This window comes from Microcystis sp. LE19-84.1B, from assembly GCF_027531875.1.
In the GTDB taxonomy this organism is placed as follows: domain Bacteria; phylum Cyanobacteriota; class Cyanobacteriia; order Cyanobacteriales; family Microcystaceae; genus Microcystis; species Microcystis panniformis.
In genome coordinates this window covers 1-19,627 of the sequence record NZ_JAPZSR010000424.1, presented here as the reverse complement: position 1 = coordinate 19,627, position 19,627 = coordinate 1, and the positions used below count along the sequence as shown (strand labels likewise).

General features: G+C 44.7%; 15 protein-coding genes and 1 pseudogene. 9 read left to right on the top strand and 7 right to left on the bottom strand.

The window, feature by feature from the left end; translation table 11 throughout:
* Positions 1-622: 622 nt before the first annotated feature.
* Complete coding sequence (locus O9324_RS23825) at positions 623-1,741, bottom strand: peptidylprolyl isomerase (RefSeq protein WP_288141491.1); 1,119 nt, start codon at positions 1,739-1,741, stop codon at positions 623-625.
* Between the two features lie 18 nt (positions 1,742-1,759).
* Here O9324_RS23825 and O9324_RS23820 point away from each other — a divergent pair, with 18 nt between their 5' ends.
* Both O9324_RS23820 and O9324_RS23815 read left to right on the top strand, forming a co-directional pair.
* The gene (locus O9324_RS23820; RefSeq protein ID WP_288141490.1) at positions 1,760-2,023 is read left to right on the top strand and encodes a hypothetical protein; all 264 of its coding nucleotides are present in this window, start codon (positions 1,760-1,762) and stop codon (positions 2,021-2,023) included.
* 33 nt (positions 2,024-2,056) lie between these two features.
* A complete protein-coding gene (locus O9324_RS23815) occupies positions 2,057-3,217 on the top strand; it encodes a 2,3-diketo-5-methylthiopentyl-1-phosphate enolase (protein WP_288141489.1) in 1,161 nt (386 codons plus the stop codon).
* A 54-nt stretch (positions 3,218-3,271) separates the two neighbouring features.
* Here O9324_RS23815 and serS read toward each other — a convergent pair whose 3' ends face one another.
* Entirely contained in the window at positions 3,272-4,555 is a 1,284-nt protein-coding gene (gene serS / locus O9324_RS23810) for a serine--tRNA ligase (RefSeq protein WP_288141488.1), read from the bottom strand.
* 300 nt (positions 4,556-4,855) lie between these two features.
* Here serS and O9324_RS23805 point away from each other — a divergent pair, with 300 nt between their 5' ends.
* On the top strand, positions 4,856-5,458 hold the full coding sequence (locus O9324_RS23805; protein ID WP_288141487.1) for a M23 family metallopeptidase: 603 nt from the start codon (positions 4,856-4,858) through the stop codon (positions 5,456-5,458).
* A gap of 126 nt (positions 5,459-5,584) precedes the next feature.
* Positions 5,585-6,547 carry a glycosyltransferase family 9 protein gene (locus O9324_RS23800; protein ID WP_287627707.1) on the top strand — a complete coding sequence of 321 codons (963 nt, stop codon included), beginning with the start codon at positions 5,585-5,587 and terminating at the stop codon, positions 6,545-6,547.
* Between the two features lie 61 nt (positions 6,548-6,608).
* Here O9324_RS23800 and O9324_RS23795 read toward each other — a convergent pair whose 3' ends face one another.
* Entirely contained in the window at positions 6,609-7,118 is a 510-nt protein-coding gene (locus tag O9324_RS23795) for a YceD family protein (RefSeq protein WP_002737400.1), read from the bottom strand.
* Positions 7,119-7,422: 304 nt separating this feature from the next.
* Here O9324_RS23795 and O9324_RS23790 point away from each other — a divergent pair, with 304 nt between their 5' ends.
* Positions 7,423-8,376 carry a tetratricopeptide repeat protein gene (locus O9324_RS23790; protein WP_287627705.1) on the top strand — a complete coding sequence of 318 codons (954 nt, stop codon included), beginning with the start codon at positions 7,423-7,425 and terminating at the stop codon, positions 8,374-8,376.
* Positions 8,377-8,390: 14 nt separating this feature from the next.
* Here O9324_RS23790 and O9324_RS23785 read toward each other — a convergent pair whose 3' ends face one another.
* Positions 8,391-11,318, bottom strand: a complete 2,928-nt coding sequence (locus O9324_RS23785) for a DEAD/DEAH box helicase (RefSeq protein ID WP_288141486.1) — start codon at positions 11,316-11,318, stop codon at positions 8,391-8,393.
* A gap of 335 nt (positions 11,319-11,653) precedes the next feature.
* Between O9324_RS23785 and O9324_RS23780 the strand changes: the two genes are divergently transcribed.
* From O9324_RS23780 to O9324_RS23770, 3 genes are all read left to right on the top strand, one after another.
* Positions 11,654-12,586, top strand: coding sequence for a GGDEF domain-containing response regulator (locus tag O9324_RS23780; RefSeq protein ID WP_288141492.1), 933 nt, complete (start codon positions 11,654-11,656; stop codon positions 12,584-12,586).
* Positions 12,583-13,365: a transporter substrate-binding domain-containing protein gene (locus O9324_RS23775; RefSeq protein WP_071824513.1), complete on the top strand. Its 783-nt coding sequence runs from the start codon at positions 12,583-12,585 to the stop codon at positions 13,363-13,365. Before O9324_RS23780 ends, O9324_RS23775 begins: the two co-directional genes overlap by 4 nt.
* Positions 13,366-13,616: 251 nt before the next feature.
* On the top strand, positions 13,617-14,153 hold the full coding sequence (locus O9324_RS23770) for a tetratricopeptide repeat protein (RefSeq protein ID WP_288141485.1): 537 nt from the start codon (positions 13,617-13,619) through the stop codon (positions 14,151-14,153).
* A 55-nt stretch (positions 14,154-14,208) separates the two neighbouring features.
* Here O9324_RS23770 and O9324_RS23765 read toward each other — a convergent pair whose 3' ends face one another.
* Both O9324_RS23765 and O9324_RS23760 read right to left on the bottom strand, forming a co-directional pair.
* Positions 14,209-16,008: an SLC13 family permease gene (locus tag O9324_RS23765; RefSeq protein WP_288141484.1), complete on the bottom strand. Its 1,800-nt coding sequence runs from the start codon at positions 16,006-16,008 to the stop codon at positions 14,209-14,211.
* A 4-nt stretch (positions 16,009-16,012) separates the two neighbouring features.
* A complete protein-coding gene (locus tag O9324_RS23760; RefSeq protein ID WP_288141483.1) occupies positions 16,013-18,793 on the bottom strand; it encodes a cation-translocating P-type ATPase in 2,781 nt (926 codons plus the stop codon).
* Positions 18,794-18,926: 133 nt separating this feature from the next.
* On the opposite strand from O9324_RS23760, the gene O9324_RS23755 reads away from it, so the two are divergent.
* Positions 18,927-19,175, top strand: coding sequence for a hypothetical protein (locus O9324_RS23755; protein ID WP_288141482.1), 249 nt, complete (start codon positions 18,927-18,929; stop codon positions 19,173-19,175).
* Between the two features lie 318 nt (positions 19,176-19,493).
* Here O9324_RS23755 and O9324_RS23750 read toward each other — a convergent pair.
* Positions 19,494-19,627, bottom strand: a pseudogene (locus tag O9324_RS23750) (IS630 family transposase); the annotation flags it as partial.

The following is a 19,627-nucleotide window of genomic DNA, read 5'->3' as shown; positions in this document are numbered from 1 at the left end:
TCAATTGTCTATCTTTTGGTATTAACCTGTTTGTGCCGTAAGTGTCTTCCTGTATAGATTTCAGCTATTTTTGAGACTAGGTACTCTCATCGAATTTTATTTTAAGTTAATTACTTGCATAACAATTCCCGAAGAGCCATTTTTACTTTCAAGTCAAAGCAGTAATTTTTGCCGTCTAACGCACCCTACGTTTTACTACGTTTTACTACTTAGTGGTGCGTTACGACGGATTTTTACTTTCAAGTCAAAGCAGTAATTTTTGCCGTCTAACGCACCCTACGTTTTACTACTTAGTTGATGATAGGTGGTGCGTTACGACGGATTGTTACTTTCAAGTCAAAGCCGCAATTTTTGCCGTCTAACGCACCCTACGTTTTACTTAGACGGATTTTTACCTTCAAGTCAAAGCCGCAATTTTTGCCGTCTAACGCACCCTACGTTTTACTGAAAAGGTCGTTAACACAGTAACATCTACTAACTGCCTTGCTTTCACTAGCGGGGAATATTGACCCCGATAATTGCCACTTTTCTGGGGTATGGGGGGAAGCACCCAGAATCTGAGCTGCTTCCCCTATCTTGACTAATTTTTTGCCTTGACAAGACCTAGTTAAAAACCCCCACCCTAGCTAGGTTGGACGAGATTATTTAAGCCATAAACCACTTTAGCGGTGATAATCTTATCCTTATCGGTAAGTTCTTCTAACACCTCTTTTCCCTCGACTAAATAGCCAAAAACCGAATAACGACCATCCATGAGATTAAACCCCGGAGGAGTTAATTCATTATCGAATTTAAAGAAAAAGAATTGCGAGGAACCTCCGTTAGGATTAGTATCCGGACGCGCTAGGGCCAAGGCACCGAAAGCGTTAAAAGGTAAGGCGAGACTGGGTAAGTAAATCCCTAATTCTTCGAGAGTATTGCCATAAACTGGTTCTTCTTCCCCTTTAATCAAAATTTCTAAGGGAATAGAGCGATATTGCTTAGTTTTCGGGTCAATAAATCCCTCTTCTGCACCGACGGGATCCCCAGTTTGGACAACGAAATTATCTTCGCTGCGAATGAAGGGTAAACCGTCATAAAAACCCCGTTGGACTAAATCCACAAAGTTACCCCCATTAACCGGAGCGCTGTAACCATCCACAACGATGGTTAAATCTCCTTTGGTGGTCTGCATCTCTACGGTGGCACGTCCTCGCAATTGCGGCAAGTTAGCGTATTCCGGGGGAACGTTAAAGGGAAAACCCACCACCATTAATTCTTCTAAAGCGGTGATATTATTGAGCAATTCCCGTCTGGTTGACCAAACTGCCTCTTTATCCTTCGCTTCTACGGCCGTATCGAGGGATGCCACTCCCGTTTTCAGTTTTTCGATTAATTCCTCTCCTTGGCTTTTACTTGCTTCGGGAACACTATCTAAGATAGCCTTGCTTTTGGTAGAAAGGGCATAATTGGCATCCTTGACATCTTTTTTAATCGGACTCCAACGTTTGGCCCGCAGATGTTTGGCAATATCTTCGATCGATTGTTGCACTTGACGAATTGGTTTATTATCTATGGGTAAGGCATTGCGTAAAATGGCAGTGGGATCCGTTACCGCGTCACCCTGAGCAAGCACAGCCAAAGCAGGGGCAGTCCCCTTAACCGTGAACAGACTTAAGATTAAAAATAGTGCTAGGGCAATACTAGCAGCCCTTTTTAAGAAAAATTTGCCCGATTCCCGTAATCTTGTCGTTATTTTCATATTTTGGTCGGTTCCTCAATGGCTATACCTATCCAAAATACTTGTAGGCTTTTAGGGGAACCCTTGTCAATAGCTAAGAAAATCGATCGAAGCCATCAGTTATCAGTTATCAGTTATCAGTTATCAGTTATCAGTTATCAGTTATCAGTTCACCGATTACTGTTTACTGAAAAAACGCTCCCCATCTCCCCCCGCAACGCGCACGCAGTGGTCTCCCCACTCCCCCACCTCCCCACTCCCCCACTTCCCCCATCTCCCCAATTCATAATTCATAATTTATAATTTATAATTCCCACTCCCTTTTTTTACCTTATTATGACCATTATTGTCGATTATCGCTTTCCTCCCGCTATTAATGCCGAAAAACAGGCAAAAACGATCGCTATCGGTCAAACCGCTGGCACTTGGAGCGATCGCCACAGTCATCGTCAAAAGCAGCTGCAACAACACCTAGGGGAAGTGGTGGGGATCAGGGAGGAAGCCGACGGTTATAAGGTGGCTAGGGTGCGTTTTCCCCAGATAAACGTTGAAAATGACATCGCCAGTCTTTTAACCATGATTTTCGGCAAATATTCCATGGCTGGAGCCGGAAAAGTGGTGGGGGTGTATCTCCCCGAAAGCTACGGCACGAAAGCCAAGGTGGGAATCACCGGAATTAGGCAACGTTTGGGGGTTTATGATCGACCTCTAGTAATGGCAATTTTTAAACCCGCTTTAGGACTATCGGCGCAAGATCACGCCGATATCCTGCGAGAAGTGGCTTTTGCTGGCTTAGACGTGATTAAAGATGATGAAATCATGGCGGATCTTCCCGTGGCTCCCACCCACGAGCGCCTAGATTGTTGTCGCCGGGTTTTGGAGGAAGTGCGGCAGCAAACCGGCAGAAATGTTCTCTATGCGGTCAATGTCACCGGAAAAGCGGACGAATTGCACAGAAAAGCCCGTTTATTGGTGAAACATGGGGCTAATGCCCTGTTATTAAACGTTCTTACCTACGGTTTTTCCGTTTTAGAAGCTTTAGCCAGTGATCCGGCGATCGATGTTCCTATTTTCGCCCATCCTGCCTTTGCTGGAGCGATGTGTGCCGGTAGCGATACGGGATTAGCCTATTCTGTGGTTTTGGGGACGATGATGGCCCACGCAGGAGCCGATGCGGTGCTATATCCCGCCGCTTACGGTAGTTTACCCTTCGATCCGCAGGAGGAGGGCAAAATTCGCGATATTTTGCGCGATAGAAACGTTTTTCCGGTTCCCTCGGCCGGCATTCGTCCCAGTATTGTTCCCCAGGTCCTTGGGGACTATGGACGTAATGTTATCCTCAATGCGGGAACTGGAATTATGGACCACCCATCGGGACCGGCCAGTGGTGTGAGGGCTTTTTTTGAAGCTTTAGCCAGAATAGAAGCGGGTGATTCTTTTGATCCCGCCAATTTGCCCGAAGGAGCCTTAAAACAGGCAATTCTAGAGTGGGGTTAAGCTCAATTCTTTCAATGCACTATAAAGACATTTTGTCAAGCATTTTTAGAAAATTTAACAAATAACTTCCCGTTTTAGATAGGGTTGCAGCACTTCTGGCACTTTTACCGTCCCGTCTGCCTGTTGATAATTTTCTAGAACAGCGGCCATAGTACGACCGATCGCCAATCCCGAACCGTTGAGAGTGTGGACAAAATTAGTGCCTTTTTGTCCTTTTTCTTTAAAGCGAATATTTGCCCGTCGTGCCTGAAAGTCTCTAAAATTAGAACAACTGGAAATTTCCCGATAGGTATTAGCCGAAGGTAGCCACACCTCTAAGTCATAACATTTGGCCGCCGAAAAACCCAAGTCACCGCTACACAATTCAATCACCCGATAGGGCAACTGTAAAGCTTGCAGGATTGCCTCCGCATTAGCGACTAAACTTTCGTGTTCCTGAGCAGAATCGTCAGGATGGACGATTTTGACCATTTCCACCTTATTAAATTGATGCAAACGGATCAAGCCCCTCGTATCCTTGCCATAGCTGCCCGCTTCTCGACGAAAACAGGGAGTATAGGCACAGTGTTTGATCGGTAATTGCTCCGATGAGAGGATTTCATCGCGATAAAGGTTAGTTACAGGTACTTCTGCCGTTGGTGCTAACCAAAGCTCATCATCTCGACATTTAAAGCTTTCTTCCGCAAATTTCGGCAGTTGTCCCGTCCCGCGCAGGGAGTCACTATTAATTAAAATTGGCGGTAAAACTTCTGTATAACCGGCGACAATATGGCGATCGAGCATAAAATTAATTAAAGCCCTTTCTAGGGCTGCCCCGAGCGCGATAAGATTAACAAAACGACTCTGGGCGATCTTTACTGCCCTTTCAAAGTCTAAAATGCCCAATTTTTCCCCAATTTCCCAGTGAGGCAAAATATTCGGGTTGGTGGGTTTATATTCTTCTCCCCAGCGTCTGACTTCCACATTTTCCCGTTCATCCTTACCGATGGGAGTGGTTTCACTAGGTAAATTGGGTAAATCTAAGATTTTTTGGTCAATGGCCGCTTTAATCGCTTTTTCCTGCGGTTCTAATTGAGCTAGTTTACTTTTAATCTCGTTTCCTTCTGTTTTCATTGCCAAAATTTCGGGACTGTTGACATCGCTGCCACTTTTCACTTTTTGTCCCACCAGTTTACCGATTTCGTTACCCCGGGCCTGTAAACTGCTGCGTTCTTGCTCTAAAGCCTTCTGTTGTTGATTTAACTGGAGAATAGGGGCAATATCATAACTCCCTCCCCGACTATCTAAGCGTTTCTGTACTTCCTCTGGATTTTCTCTAATTTGCTTTAGGTCTAACATGGTAAGTGGGTGGGTGGAATTAAATATAAGATGAACGTAGGTTGGGTTGAAGCATGAAACCCAACGCCCGATCATGTTACGCTACCGCTAACCCATCCTACAAATAATTGTGCCTCCCTACTTACGAGTCAGTAAAAAGTAAAAATTAAGTGGGGGAGTCGGGGAATTGGCAGCCTGAGGGGAAATGTTGTCAACTGCTAACCAATGCTCAATAATAACTCAAAACTTAACTAAAATATCCGTTAAAAGCCGCCGGTAAAATTAGCGGTATATTTAATTGTGGTGTCTGGAGTAAGTCTCATGCTAAAGTATCTGCCTGTTAAATTACTGCGTTTTTTAGCGATTAGCTGTCTTGTCACGTTAATTTCTCTAGGATTTGACCGTTTACACCCCGTTAAAGCTAATCCCACCCTCATAGCTCAAAATGCTTGGGCCGGGGCCTCCTTCCCCGTGGAAAACTTTCAAACCTATACCTCTGGTTTCGGTTATCGTTCCTCTCCCATGGATGGCAGTCAACAATTTCATGCCGGGTTAGATATGGCCGCACCCTTGGGCAGTTATATTCGCAATTGGTGGACTGGCAGAATCGTGGAATTATCGGATAATACAGGCTGTGGCACCATGATTAAGATGCAATCCGGTCAATGGACGCATATTTATTGTCATCTCATGGGTTCGGTTCAATCCGATAGCCGCGGTACTTTTTTGATTGACAGGTCAGGGGGAATCGTCCTTACTCTCGGTCAGGATATACCGGCAGGGGCCCGCATGGCTAGAGTGGGAATGAGCGGACGCACCACCGGACCACACTTGCACTGGGGACTGATGTACGGCAATCAATACGTTGACCCCGCTTTGGTTTTAAATGCTATGTACGGTTCTAATCCTTCGGGTAATAGTTAAGGGAAAAGGGGAATTAGAGAATCTGCGATCGCATTCTGTGGAGAAAAAACATAGCTGCCCCGATTTAGTGAATAACGAGGGACACTGCTAGAATTAAGCTGATCGATTCAGGTATATCCAGATAAAATGCGAATATTAACCCTTGTACCGGGAGGAATTAGCAATCAACTGCTGTTTTTTCCCACTCTAGAAACCCTCCAGCAAACTTACCCCCAAAGCAGCATTGATGTTTTGGTCGAACCTAGAGCAAAGGCTGCTCATCGTCTCTGTCCGCAGGTTAGGGAAGTGCTTTTATTTGACTATCGAGATCAGTACGGATTAGCGGATTATTTAAATATTTTGGGAGTAATTCGGGACCGGGAGTACGAAATCGCCATTAGTCTCACCAATCGTTCTGCTATCAACCTTTTACTCTGGTTAAATGGTGTTCCTAACCGTATAGGCTATGAAAATAATGGCAGCTGGTTCTTATCGCAACAAGTCCCCCGGCCAACGGAAGGCTATCTAGCGGATAATTATCACGCACTGGTCAAAGGGTTAAAGATTGCCGCACCCTGTCCACCTTTAAAAATAACATTGAATCGGGATGATATCGATTGGGCCCAAATGGAGCAGCAACGCCTCAATATCAAGGATAGCGGCTATATTCTCCTCTACGCCGGCGGTAGCGATATCAGCATCAGCCAAGGACTGGAAACGCTTTATCCCCTAGAGAGTTGGCTAGAAATTATCCAAGGCATTCGCCATCAACAACCGGATTTGCCAATTGTCGCAATCCAGGGAGAACTGGATGAAGCTTGGGTTTTAGCCCTCAAAGCCATGGATAATAACTTAAAAGTGTCCAGAACGGCCGATATCGGTAAAATGGCGGCTATGATCGCCGGTGCTAATTTATTGTTAGCTACCGAAAGTGTCCCTTTACAGTTAGCCGTGGCTGTGGGAACCTATACCCTCTCTCTGCTGGTTCCTTCGTTGTCTAAGAGAGTTTTACCGAGTGGGGGAGAGCTGCATCGATATATTGAAGCTAATACGGGAAAAGTCGCCGATATTACCCCCGAAACTGTCCTGAAAAAGATTTGGGGCCGGTAAAAAATCGGGTTTCGATCGCTTTTTTCGTGGCTCGAAACCCGAAAAAAATCAGCATCAAGGCTCAATTTTGCGATTGAGATAACTGACTTTTCAAGGATTCTAGGGAGGCCCAACGACCATCAATGGCAGTCTTTTCCGGAAGAAGAAAATCGGGGGGTTGACAATTAGCACCGCAGAGTTGACGGGGGGGTAAAGTTAGACATAACTGCTCGTATAACCACATTTGCGGGTCAAAATCCCCGTTAGGATCGAGGGTTTCCGAGAGGTCTTCGTAGGCTATTTCTCGCTCTAGAGGATAGGAGCTATCGTAGTCTTTATTTTTGTCTAGCCAGATTAATTCGGAAGTGTTTAATTGCAGACGATGATTATATTGTTGTAAACAGCGATCGCAGGTTAAGGTGACGATGGTTTCTGCTTTCACCGATACTTCCAAAAAATTGCCCCCATGTCTAACCAGCAAGGTTCCCCGCACCGGTGTCAAGGTTTCTAGACCGGGGATAAAATTATCGATGATGATGACTCTTTGTCGATCAGGAGATTTGAGGAGGTGGGGGATAAAAATAGTTTCCATAGATAACTCCTGTATCATTTATCGGTTATCGGGTGTCAACTGCGTTAGCGAGTAACGCCATCATAATTGCTCGGTGACAATCTTTCCTTTATTAGCTTATCGCAGCCCCGACCTCTACAGACATAGACCAGTCCTAGACTGGGGGGTGTGGGGTGTATTTTCAGTGAACAGTGAACAGTAAACAGTAATCAGTGAACTGAAAACTCACATCTGATAACTGATAACTGATAACTGATAACTGACTCCTGTATTTGACAGGCTGTCTGTTGATCGATCGAGAAAGTTTCCTCAGAATTGGGAGTATATGCACAAAGATACTCCTATGTCAACGGTTTTGAAAAATTTTCTTCCTCGCCTCGGTGGATTGGTTATGGTTGCACTGCTCTGCTCGCTTGTGCTGGGGGGATTGCCTCGGCCGGGAAAAGCGATTCAATCAGTACATTTATCCTACTGGTTGCGATCGGGAATTGAACAACTAGAGGCGGGTAATTATCAGCAAGCTTTGCAGGATTTCAATCAGTCGCTGGAACAGGAAAATAACTTGGCCCTAGCCTACAGTAATCGCTGTTTAACTGAGATTTATTTACAGGATTATCTGCACGCTTGGCAAGACTGCACGCGCTCTTTACAACAGCAATCTGATAATTATCTAGCCTATTTCCATCGGGGTTTAGCTTTTTATCGTTTGGGAGATTATTCACAGGCACTGACCGATTATAACCAGACTATCCGGCTAAAACCCACCTATTATCAAGCCTACTATAATCGAGGTTTAGTTCAGGCGGCTATGAAAAATTATCCCCTTGCCCTAGCGGATTTTAATCAATCCTTGCGTCAAATTACTAACCAGCAACCCGACACTTTAGCCACTATTTATAATGATCGAGGTTTATCTCATTTAGCCCTCCACAATTTTACCTCAGCCAAAGCGGATTTTACTCAAGCTCTCCGGTTAAATAAAAATAACGCCTCAGCCTACTATAATCTAGCTTGTACCGCTGACCAATTAGGTGAATACGACCGCTCGATCGCCCATTTAAATCGAGCGATTGCCATTGATCCTTTTTATGCCGATGCTTATATTAGAAGGGGATTACTGCGGCATCAATTGGGTTATTATCAATCAGCTTTGGCGGATTTAAATCAAGGAGCAAATCACCTCTATCATCAGGGATTGCACCACAATTATCAGCAAATCCTCGCCCTAATCGAGCAAATCCACCAACAGTTACTTTCCCTACCATCTCCCATTGTTTAAAAGAGCGATCAATATTACAAAGGAAAGCGCTTCATGGCTGTGACGGCAAGACGGGCATTATCTTTAAGGACTTGAGAAACCCGGGGAATTTGGGGAATTTGCCAGAGAACATCGACGGTGCGCCGTAATAATCGCACTAGATCTCCCTCATCGAGGCTAGTATTTTCGCACAATTCTGGCCAGGATGTCCCCTGGGCCCAACGGGAGGCAATCCCCATCAGTTGGGTTTCTAACCAGACAGGAATAGTGATATCGTAGCGAGATTGAGCTTGATAGAGTAAACGGCGAACTTCTCGCAAACCGGGGGAATTTCCCTCTCCTTGTCGCAAAATATCGATAACTTCTGGCACAGGTGGGTAATTGCACCAAGTATCGGGGCGAGGGGGTTCCGTAATTATAGCGCTGATGGCGGCGGCTAGTTGGCTAGGAGTCAATCGGTCCAAATCTCCGGACATCATCGCTAATCCTAACCAGAGTTCATTTTCCCCGCGAATAGTGGCCGCCGCTTCTCCCAGGGGAGTGGGCAAATAACCCTCTAATGCTTGGAATTCCCGCAAAATCTCGATTAGATTCAGAAATTCTTCCCAGTAGTAGGATTTACGCGATTGTTGTTTTTGGTATTTAATCTGGGTCTTGTGTAACTTATCGCGAGCAATCTCTCGATCGTAGTATAATTTCATCAATCGCCCTGGATTTTTGCGTTTTTGCAGGGGATGAGCGGCAATTTGACTATTGACAATTTCAATTTTTTGTGATTGTGTTGCCAGTTCCGCCACTGGTGGGATGCCCTGCACTTGTTGGGGGATTAAATCGGCGATCGCCTGAGTATTTTCCTCACCCTTGCGCCAACCCCCTAGGGAAACAGCTTCTAGGGAAGGGGGTATCAGTTCGCCTAATGCCGCAGGAGTGAGAAAACCTCGATCGATCTCGCTAATATCGGCATAGGCGGCTAAATACCAGCGATTATCACTACCTAAACAAACAAGGGTTCGCACTTGACCGGCTCCGTGCAGGGTATTGACAAAGATAGCGGGGACGGGGACGGGAACCTTAATATGTTTGCCCTTGAGATGGAGGATAGTTCCGACGGGAATATTCGGCAATTTTAGATGTATTTCCTGTCGTTTCTGTGCCTCTGACTGACTAGCGAGAATTTTATACAGTCTTTCTTCTTCCCGCAGTCTTTCCCGGAGCTTTTCGTAACTAAAGACCTGCTCCCGTTCGATACCGGCTAATTCCATATCCAACTTAGCTAATTCGGTGGTTAAGGCGGTAATCTGTTGTCGTTCGGGGCTTAACTTCAAACGAGCGAGATATTCGGCGAAACTGCGCTCTAAGAGGTCTTTTGTCTCCTCTAGACTGTGTTTTTGCAGGAGATTTAAGACCATGCCGTAACTGGGCGCAAAACAGCTTTGCAGGGGTTCCGGTTGGGCGGTGGCCAGAAAAGCCGCTTCTTTTGCCCCTTCAAAGGGCGTTTGTACTGTCACCACATGGCCCACTGCGTCCATTCCCCTGCGACCGGCCCGGCCGGCAATCTGGACAAATTCCGAGGGAGTCAGCATACTATGGCCATCATCGGTGCGTTTGGAGAGGGCCGAGATGACAGTGGTGCGAGCGGGCATATTAATCCCGGCTGAGAGGGTGGCGGTGGCAAAAACCACCTTAATTAAACCGGCTTCAAAGAGTTGTTCGACTAATTCTTTCCAGAGGGGTAAAATCCCAGCATGGTGAACACCACAGCCCCGGGTGAGGGGTTCCACTTGGTCGGCGCGCACCAATTGGGAAGCACTGGCTAGGAATTCAAACAGTTGATTTTTCGTCTCGGAATCGGCGGTTAAGAGGCTGAGGAGTTGATCGTCAGACTGGGGGTTATTAGCGAAAAAAGCCAGTAATTTCTGGTGTAGAGGCGGATTTTCGACGGCAAAGAAGGAAAGGGCGAGTTCTTGCAGATTGGGATTATCTTCCAGGAAGAAAATGAGTAAACGGTAGTAAATGGCTCTAGCTTCTTCTGGATTAACGAGATTGAGGTTTTTTAGCTCTCGAATCGCCTGATCGCAACCTTTACGGCTGAAAATGACGTAAATGGCTGGGAGCATATCCTTGTCCCGCAGAGTGGTGACAATCGAGGCGATGGTGGGACAATCTTCTCGTTTTAAGCGTCGGGGTTTGCCGTGGCCGACTTTTGAGCGTAGTTTCGGGTTAACTTTGCTCTGTTTTGGGTCGAGCAGCGGGAATAATCCCTCTTTATTGGCGAAATAAAAGCGCAGGGGGACGGGGCGAAAATCGGAGTTAATTAGCTCGCAGCTGGAGGTCTGTTTATTGTCGCTGGGTTGGCGTAGTTGCCGCACCCAGTTAATCCAGTCGGTGAGTTCCCCCGGGTTGCCGATGGTGGCGGAGAGGGCGACTAATTGGATACTAGGGGGACAGTAGATAATTGATTCTTCCCAAACGGTGCCGCGACCTCGATCGCTGATATAGTGACATTCATCGAGAACTAGGGTTTCCACGTTTTCTAGGGAAGTGCCTACCTCACCGATCGGAGTCCTGTAGAGCATATTGCGAAAAATTTCTGTAGTCATGACTACAATTAATGCTGAAGGATTGATCACCACATCGCCGGTAATCAATCCCACTTCGGCAAAGAGCAGCGGGGAGTCCTCATCGCCATCGGTGGGGGTGCGACCGAATTTTTCTTGAAAATCCCGGAATTTTTGGTTAGAAAGAGCTTTCAGGGGAGTGGTGTAGAAAACCCGTTTGCCCCTTTCGAGGGCGCGATAGATAGCGTATTCTCCGATTAAAGTTTTGCCGGAACCCGTGGGAGCGCAGACAACCACTGATTTACCGGCAGCGAGAGCAGCGATCGCCGATTGCTGGAAGTCGTCGAGTTTAAAGGGAAAAATGGTTTTGAAATCCAAAGAAGTAGGGTTGAGGGACTCTTTCACGTCAAGTCTAAGAGGAGAAATTTTTAAAATTGTGGCTATTCTGGCTGGCTTTTTTTATTTTAGTCGAAAAAAGCGGACTTCTAGAAACTAGGGATAAGCTTAAGTAGGTGGGTGGAATTAAATATAAGATGAACGTAGGTTGGGTTGAAGCATGAAATCCAACCCCCGCATGGGTTACGCTACCGCTAACCCATCCTACAAATAATTGTGCCTCCCTACTTAACCTTTGGGGGCGATGCCCAATCCCATCATACTTCATCTGTATAAGAAATGCTGTATCACTAATAATTGTATCTCTATTTTGTCCTTAACTTGATTACTTATACTTACCGATGATGATTAAATTTCGTCCTGAAGACTGTCTAGTTTTAGTGGTTGATGATGTCGGTAAAAATCTCCAATTGGCTGTGAATATTCTTGATTCTGCTGGTTATACCACCACTTATGCTAGTAGTGTTAAACAGGCAATAGAACGAGTAAAAACTGCTAATCCTGACCTAATTATTCTTGACTTAATGATGCCATATATGACGAGAATAGAGCTTTGTCGAAGACTAAAATCTGACATTTTATACGCTCATATACCGATTATTTTTGTAACAGATAGTAAGAAAAAAGAAGATATTATCAATGCTTTTAATTCTGGGGCTGTGGACTATGTAAATAAACCCTTTTATAGTTGGGAACTGTTAGCCAAAGTTAAAATTCATTTAGAACTGAAAAAAACGCAAGAAGAACTGAAAAATATCAATTCTCAACTAGAACAGCTAGTCAGAACTGATAGCCTAACTGGGGTAAATAATCGTCGAGAGATTCTCGCCTTGGGCGAGAAAGAATTGCAACGATGTCGTCGTTATCATCGTTATTTTTCGCTTGTATTCATTGATATCGACCATTTTAAACATATTAACGATACCTTTGGTCATCTCCTAGGGGACAAAACTTTAATTACTGTCGCTGGGGCAATTAAAAACTGTCTGCGTCAAGTGGATAGTTTTGGGCGCTTTGGGGGCGAGGAATTTGTCGCTATTCTCCCAGAAACTAATCTTGAAGATGCTGCTACCACAGCCTGGCGCATTTGTCAAGTAATTAACAAGTTAAATATTGAAATTGATCGACAAAAAGTGCGAGTTACTGCTAGTATTGGTGTGGCAACATTTAGCCCTGAAGATAATAATCTAGAAGCGGTGATCGAGCGGGCTGATCATGCCATGTTTGCCGCTAAAAATCAAGGTAGGAATCGAGTTAGTTTAGGTAAAACAGTATGAAAAATTTGTTATTTATTCTTGGTTTTTTGCTCTTGGGTGTAGCCCCAAGTTTTAGCGCCGATCTCGATACAATTATACGCAGGGGAAAATTAATTGTCGCTGTCAAAAATAATCTCCCTCCCCTCGCTTTCCTTGATTCTCAGGGGAATCTGCAAGGATTGGAAATCGACATCGCTAAACGTCTAGCGTCAGAAATTCTCGGTTCTGACAGTGCTATTATTCTCAAACCCGTTAGTAATCAAGAACGTTTACAGGTGGTTATTGATGATCGGGTGGATTTGGCGATCGCTCGTGTGGCGATTACTCCTGCACGTCAGCGCTTAGTGGATTTTAGCCCCTTTTATTACCTCGATAGCAGCGGTTTTGTGACGAAAAACCCGCAATTGCAGCGTTTAGAAGACTTAGCTAACTCTAGAATCGCCGTACTCAACGGCTCGACGACAATCGCCCTTGTGCGTTCCAATTTGCCTAACGCTATCCTGCGCGGGGTTGCTTCCTATCAAGAAGCTTTAAATTTACTGGAAACCGGGGAAATAGACGCTTTTGCGGCTGATAATAGCCTTTTAACTGGTTGGGTGCAGCAATTCCCCAATTATCGTCAATTACCGATCGAGTTAGGGGCGATCGCTCTAGGAGTCGTTCTCCCTAAAGGTTTACAGTACCAAAGTCTCCGAGAACGCGTCAACCAAGCGATCGATCGGCTAGAATCCACCGGCTGGTTAGCAGAACGGGTGAACTATTGGGGTTTACCTCTGAGAATTCGGGAAATGGGGAGATAGGGTGATGGGGTGTGGGGTGTTACCCCCCCAACCCCCCCGACATCGGGGGGGTGTGGGAAGTGGGGTGTGGGGTGTGGGAAGTGGGGAGGGGGGAGAAGGGAGTTTTTTGCTGTGAACAGTGAACAGTGAACTGAAAACTCAAATCTGATAACTGATAACTGATAACTGATAACTGATCACTGATCACTGACTAAATCCTGCTATAATCTGATTGAATAAGTATAAAGATATTAATTGCTCGATCGCTAATTATGGAAGATACCCTGCCGCTTATTTACGTTTCTGGATTGCTAATTTTCGTGATTGGTTTAGGAATTTTTGTCATCGTGCAAATCTTTAAAACCCGTCGAGTGGAAGGAACCTTTAACAAGCTACAAAAGAAATTGCAAAAAGAAAAAGGTACAGCTAAAGAATACTATGAATTAGGGAGTCTGTATCTCGATAAAAAACTCTATGTTCAAGCATTGAGTTTACTGCAAAAGGCTTTAAAAATCTCTGAAGAAGAAAGCATCGAACCAGAAAATCAATCCCTAATCTATAATGCGATCGGTTTTTCCTATTTTGCCCAAGAACAATTAGAATTAGCGATTCGTAACTACAAAGAGGCAATTAAACTTTATCCTCAATACTCGATCGCTCTTAATAATCTTGGCAATGTTTACGAAAAGAAACAAATGGCCAAAAAAGCTCTCGAAACCTACGAAGAAACTCTCAAATTTGATCCTAATAATACCGTGGCGAAAAAGCGCACCGAATCCCTGCGTAAACGCTTTGCTGAATCGAAATAGTTTTGACTACTGATCAAATTCTTTTTAGAGATCGAATATTCTTCGATCTCTTTCTTTATTTCAAGCCATAAAACAAGACAATTAAACTAGGGGTTAAAAACGTCAAAATTAAATTTAGGGGCGCACCCAAACGGGTAAAATCGAGGAATTTATAGCCCCCGGGGGCATAAACCATGGTGTTAGTTTGATAGCCAATCGGTGTTAGATAACTATTAGAAGCAGCAAAGGTGACAGCATACATAAAAGCCAAAGGATTTAAACCCAAAGTTTTCGCCACTTCCACGGCGACGGGAATCATTAACACGACGGCAGCATTATTAGAGAGGATTTCAGTTAAAAATGAGGTAATTAGATAGAAGAAAACTAAGATCCAAAACCCCGAAAGATTGCCGCCGATAGCCACTAAATTATCTGCTAACCATTTAGTCGTTCCTGAGTTATCCATGGCAGTACCCAGGGGAATTAAACCCGCTAATAAAAAGATAATATCCCAACGAATGGAACCATAGACTTCCCCCGGTTTTAGACAGCCAGTAATTACCATTAAAACCACTCCGACTAAACTGGTGACGAGAATCGGTTGAATATCAAAAGCGGCAATAATAATCACTAACAAAGTAATCATTAAAGCAATAATGCCTTTATCCTGTCGCAATGATTCGATCTCTTTCTCTTCTAAGACTAATAATTCTCTTGTAGTTTGTAACCCCACAAAACTCTGTTTGGGTCCCTGAACTAAAAGCAAATCGCCAAACTTTAAAGGAATTTTCCCTAATCTTCCTTGCAGTAATTCCGAACCACGCCGAATCGCTAAAACCGTTGCGTTATAACGCTGACGGAATTTCAAATCTTTTAAAGTTGTCCCAATTAAACGGGAATTAGAGAGAAGCAAAACCTCGGCTAATTTTTCCTCACCTGTAGTAATTACCGATTCAATATCTCCTTGGTGAAATTTGACATCGGCAAAGATTTCTAAGCCTCGTTCATCCTTAATTTTTAATAGTTCTTCCCGACTACTGTGAACGATTAAAATATCGCCAGCATTGAGAACTTTATCGGCTAAAGGTTGCGGTAAATGTACCTTATTTCTGATTAATTCCAACACATCAAAATCAAACTTTCTTTGTAGTCCACTTTCGGATAAAGTTTGACCGATAAGACTAGAACGAGGGCTAATAATTACCTCACTCAGATATACTTTAGAACCATAATCATCGTCCAAAAATTCCCCTGTGGAAGATTTGCGATCGGGTAATAATTTCGGGGCAAAAATTGCTAAATAAATCAAACCTGCTAAAAAAGTTACTACCCCCAAAGCAGTGAATTGAAATAAGCTAAATTGCCCATAACCCAGCTTGGCAGAAATACCACTAGCGAGAATGTTTGTAGAAGTTCCCACCACGGTAATCATCCCCGCTAAAACCGTGGCGTAGGAAAGGGGAATTAATAACTTAGAAGGAGAAATTTTTTGTTTTTTACACCAATCTTCGACGATAGGTAAAAAGATCGCCACCACTGCCGTGTTATTAATAAAAGCACTAATTGGCCCCACTAATGCTCCTAGTACAAATACCTGTTGGTGGGGATTTTTGCCCCCCCAAACCAGCAAGCGATCGCGAACTACTTGAATCACTCCCGTGCGGGTAATTCCGGCACTAAGCACAAACATCGCCATCACTGTCACCGTGGCAGAATTACTAAATCCGGCGATGCCTTCTTCGGGAGTAACTAAACCGAAAAGAATGAGGACAATTGCCACGGATAAAGCGGTTAAATCTACTGGCAGCCATTCCGCCACAAAAGCGACTAAAGCAACGACTAAAACCGTTAAAGTCAGAATAATTGGTGTTGGCATTGATTTATTTTTTCGTCATGAACCAGCGAATAAATAACTTCTCCAACTCAATCCAAACAAACATTAAGGCACTAAATCCAAAACAGATTAATAATTCCGTGCCACTAATCCATTGAGTACCGAAGAAGTTTTGTAGAGGAGGAGCATAAATTAACAACAATTGTAGGATCGTTGTCAAGCCCACGGCGGCAATAATATAAGGATTAGAGAAGGGATTCATTTGCACAGCTAACTGGGTATGGGAACGCACCGCCAAAGCATGACCCATTTGTGCTAAACAGAGGGTAGTAAATACCATGGTTTTCCAGCGTCCAGGATCTCCGATTTCGGGAGTTGCCTGAGTATATCGGTAAGCCCAGTACATCATAATAATGGTGAGAATGGCAAAGACGATGCCGATGCGAATCATATACCAACCCAAACCGCGGGCGAAAATGCTTTCCCGGGGGCTAAAAGGTGGACGTTTCATCACATTAGGTTCGGCGGGTTCCATTGCCAGAGCAAGAGCCGGTAAACCGTCAGTAACAAGGTTCATCCAGAGGATTTGCAAGGGAGAAAGGGGGACACCGCCTAAACCGAGCAGAGGAGCCGCCGCAATGGTTAAAACCTCGCCAATATTACTGCCGAGAATGTATTTAATAAAGCGCCGAATGTTGCTGTAAACCACGCGCCCCTCTTCGGTGGCAGCGACGATGGTGGCAAAATTATCATCCAGCAAAATCATATCGCTGGCTTCTTTGCTGACATCGGTTCCCGTAATCCCCATGGCGATACCGATATCCGCTTGTTTTAGTGCTGGAGCATCATTGACTCCATCCCCCGTCATGGCGACGAATTTACCCCGTTTTTGCAAAGCTTGGACGATTCTCAGCTTATGTTCGGGAGAAACGCGAGCATAGACGCTCACACCATCTACCTCTGCCTCTAGGTCATTCTGAGACATTTTTTCTAATTCTTTACCCGTGATTACTCGCTCTCCGGGGGCAGCAATGCCTAATTCAAATGCGATCGCTTTTGCCGTTAATTGGTGATCTCCGGTAATCATAATCGGACGAATTCCCGCTTGACGACAGAGGGCAACCGCTTCTTTAACTTCTTTGCGGGGTGCATCGAGCATTCCCACCAATCCCAACCAAACCAGGGATTGTTCCTCACTATCTTCTCTTTCCGCTTCTGGCACTTCTGTCATCGGTTTATAGGAAAAACCTAAGACTCGTAGGCCATTACCCGCCATTTCGTCATTTTGTGCCAAAATACGGCTTCTTTGTTCATTTGTTAAGGGTTGACTTTCCGCCCCAACTTGGACCAGAGAACAACGTTCGAGAATTAATTCCGGTGAGCCTTTGGTAAACATTAAATAGGCAGAATCCCCCAAACCTAACTGAGCATTCTCACAGATTACTGACATTCTCTTTCGTTCGGAAGAAAAGGGAAATTCGCCTAAACGAGGGCTTTTTGGTTCCAATGCTTCCCGATATAGTCCTCCTTTACCCGCTAAAGTCAGTAAAGCTCCTTCGGTGGGATCGCCTAAAATTGACCATTCTTGAGCTTGATTCTGCAAAAGTGCATCATTACACAGGACACAAGCAGTTAAAATTGCCTGTAGTTCGGGATCACTTTCACTAGCACCACTAAACTCACCGATGGGCGCGTAACCCTCCCCCGTGACAGTAATTGTCTGCTCGGAAGTATTAACTTTCTGCACCACCATTTTATTTTGAGTTAAAGTTCCGGTTTTATCGGAGCAAATCGTCGTTACCGAGCCTAAGGTTTCCACTGCCGGCAATTTACGGATTAAAGCTTGTCTTCTCACCATTCTTTGGGTTCCAATTGCCAATGTCACCGTTACCACTGCTGGTAAACCTTCGGGGACAACAGCCACAGCCATACTAAGGGAAGTTTCGAGGAATGTTTCAAAAAACTGCCAACCAAAGCGAATTACACCGCCAAGGACGACTATAGCCACTAAAGCCAGGGAACTACTCACTAAAACGTTACCTAACTGCGACATTCGCTGCTGTAGGGGAGTTGGTTCACTTTCTACTCCTTGCAACAAAGCGGCAATTTTACCGATTTCCGTATCCATTCCCGTCTTGGTAATCGCCACTTTCCCCCGTCCCTGTACTACTTCCGTACCCTGATAGACGAGGTTAATGCGATCGCCCAAAGAGGCATCTTCCGGTAAAACCTTCTGTGCTTGTTTATTCACCGATTCCGCTTCACCCGTTAAGGCAGCTTCGCGGATTTGCAGGTTTTGTGCTTCTAATAATCTGCCATCGGCAGCAATTTGTACCCCCGCTTCTAGTAACATGATATCTCCGGGGACAAGTTCCTTGGCCGTCACTTCAAAGGTGCTACTATTACGAATAACCCGGACTTTCGGCGAGGATAACTGCTTAAGGGCGGCTAAAGCCTTTTCTGCCCGACTTTCCTGTAAATATCCTAAAATACCGTTTAAAATAACAATTGTAAAAATAGCGATCGCATCTTTGGGAAATTCCGCTTTTTTCAGATCCAAAACTGCTGAAACCACCGCCACGGCAATTAGCATCACTAACATAATGTTAGTAAACTGTTCCCAGAGAATCATTAACGGGCTACGTCCCCCCGTTTCTTTTAGTTCATTTAACCCGAAAATATCCTTTCTTTTAACAATTTCCGCCTCGTTTAAGCCAGTTTCCCCATTGGTTCTCAGGATTTCGAGGGTTTGTTCGCCAGTTAAATTATGCCAAGCACGATTATTCTCTATCTCCGAGACTTGGGGGGACGTAGTGGGAAAAGTCATAGCGATCGATTGAAGAGGGTGTATGCGTGAACTAAAAAGGTAAGCGAGTTAAGCTAATTACATATCACAATATCAGTAATCAGGGAGCATTGGGGTGTGGAGTGTGGGGAGGAAGAATTATGAATTATGAATTATGAATTATGAAGTGGGGAACTGGGGAACTGGGGAACTGGGGAACTGGGGAAGTGGGGAAATGGGGAAATGGGGAAGCTGTCTCATCACCCTATCACCCCAAAACCCTATCACCCCAAAACCCTATCACCCTATCTCCTCCTGTCTCCTGCCTTTTGTCTCCTGCCTTCTGCCTGACCTCACCCTAGGACTTTTTCAGCAGACCCTATATAGAGTAAGATACCGTTTGTCCCAATGGGTAGAGCCTTAGGGCTTTCCCCCCTACAGTACCGAGCGTGCAAGTTTCCAAGCACTCGGATCCTGCTGTATCAATTACTCCCATTGTGTATAATCGTCACGAACCTTACGAGATTTTGCTGTTGCTAACCCTGTCAGATTTCCCCTTGCCCCCTAGTCGCACAGTCTAAACTCCAGTTTTGACCAAAGTGCATGGATTTTGAGCCTCCAAATGTCAGATTCTTGCACTTTATCGTTTTCAAAATTGCTGAAAGCCTTGCTTGGCAAGAATTCTACATCCATTCAGCAAGCCCTAGATAGCGAACAACCTAGCTTAGCTCATAAATATACTTTAGACGTTCATAATCTGAGATTTATTAAACTTCTGAAATCGTAGAGTGAGCAAGGAATCCAGTTCTTTTTTATGTTTCAGGTGGGCATCATTCAGACATTCATAAATAGCTGAAGAAAAGTCAGAAAAGTTTT

Coding starts and splice junctions, on each gene's coding strand:
- O9324_RS23825 (WP_288141491.1), bottom strand. CDS start 1,741: ATGAAAATAACGACAAGATTACGGGAATCGGGCAAATTTTTCTTAAAA.
- O9324_RS23820 (WP_288141490.1), top strand. CDS start 1,760: ATGGCTATACCTATCCAAAATACTTGTAGGCTTTTAGGGGAACCCTTG.
- O9324_RS23815 (WP_288141489.1), top strand. CDS start 2,057: ATGACCATTATTGTCGATTATCGCTTTCCTCCCGCTATTAATGCCGAA.
- serS (WP_288141488.1), bottom strand. CDS start 4,555: ATGTTAGACCTAAAGCAAATTAGAGAAAATCCAGAGGAAGTACAGAAA.
- O9324_RS23805 (WP_288141487.1), top strand. CDS start 4,856: ATGCTAAAGTATCTGCCTGTTAAATTACTGCGTTTTTTAGCGATTAGC.
- O9324_RS23800 (WP_287627707.1), top strand. CDS start 5,585: ATGCGAATATTAACCCTTGTACCGGGAGGAATTAGCAATCAACTGCTG.
- O9324_RS23795 (WP_002737400.1), bottom strand. CDS start 7,118: ATGGAAACTATTTTTATCCCCCACCTCCTCAAATCTCCTGATCGACAA.
- O9324_RS23790 (WP_287627705.1), top strand. CDS start 7,423: ATGCACAAAGATACTCCTATGTCAACGGTTTTGAAAAATTTTCTTCCT.
- O9324_RS23780 (WP_288141492.1), top strand. CDS start 11,654: ATGATTAAATTTCGTCCTGAAGACTGTCTAGTTTTAGTGGTTGATGAT.
- O9324_RS23775 (WP_071824513.1), top strand. CDS start 12,583: ATGAAAAATTTGTTATTTATTCTTGGTTTTTTGCTCTTGGGTGTAGCC.
- O9324_RS23770 (WP_288141485.1), top strand. CDS start 13,617: ATGGAAGATACCCTGCCGCTTATTTACGTTTCTGGATTGCTAATTTTC.
- O9324_RS23765 (WP_288141484.1), bottom strand. CDS start 16,008: ATGCCAACACCAATTATTCTGACTTTAACGGTTTTAGTCGTTGCTTTA.
- O9324_RS23760 (WP_288141483.1), bottom strand. CDS start 18,793: ATGACTTTTCCCACTACGTCCCCCCAAGTCTCGGAGATAGAGAATAAT.
- O9324_RS23755 (WP_288141482.1), top strand. CDS start 18,927: ATGAATTATGAAGTGGGGAACTGGGGAACTGGGGAACTGGGGAACTGG.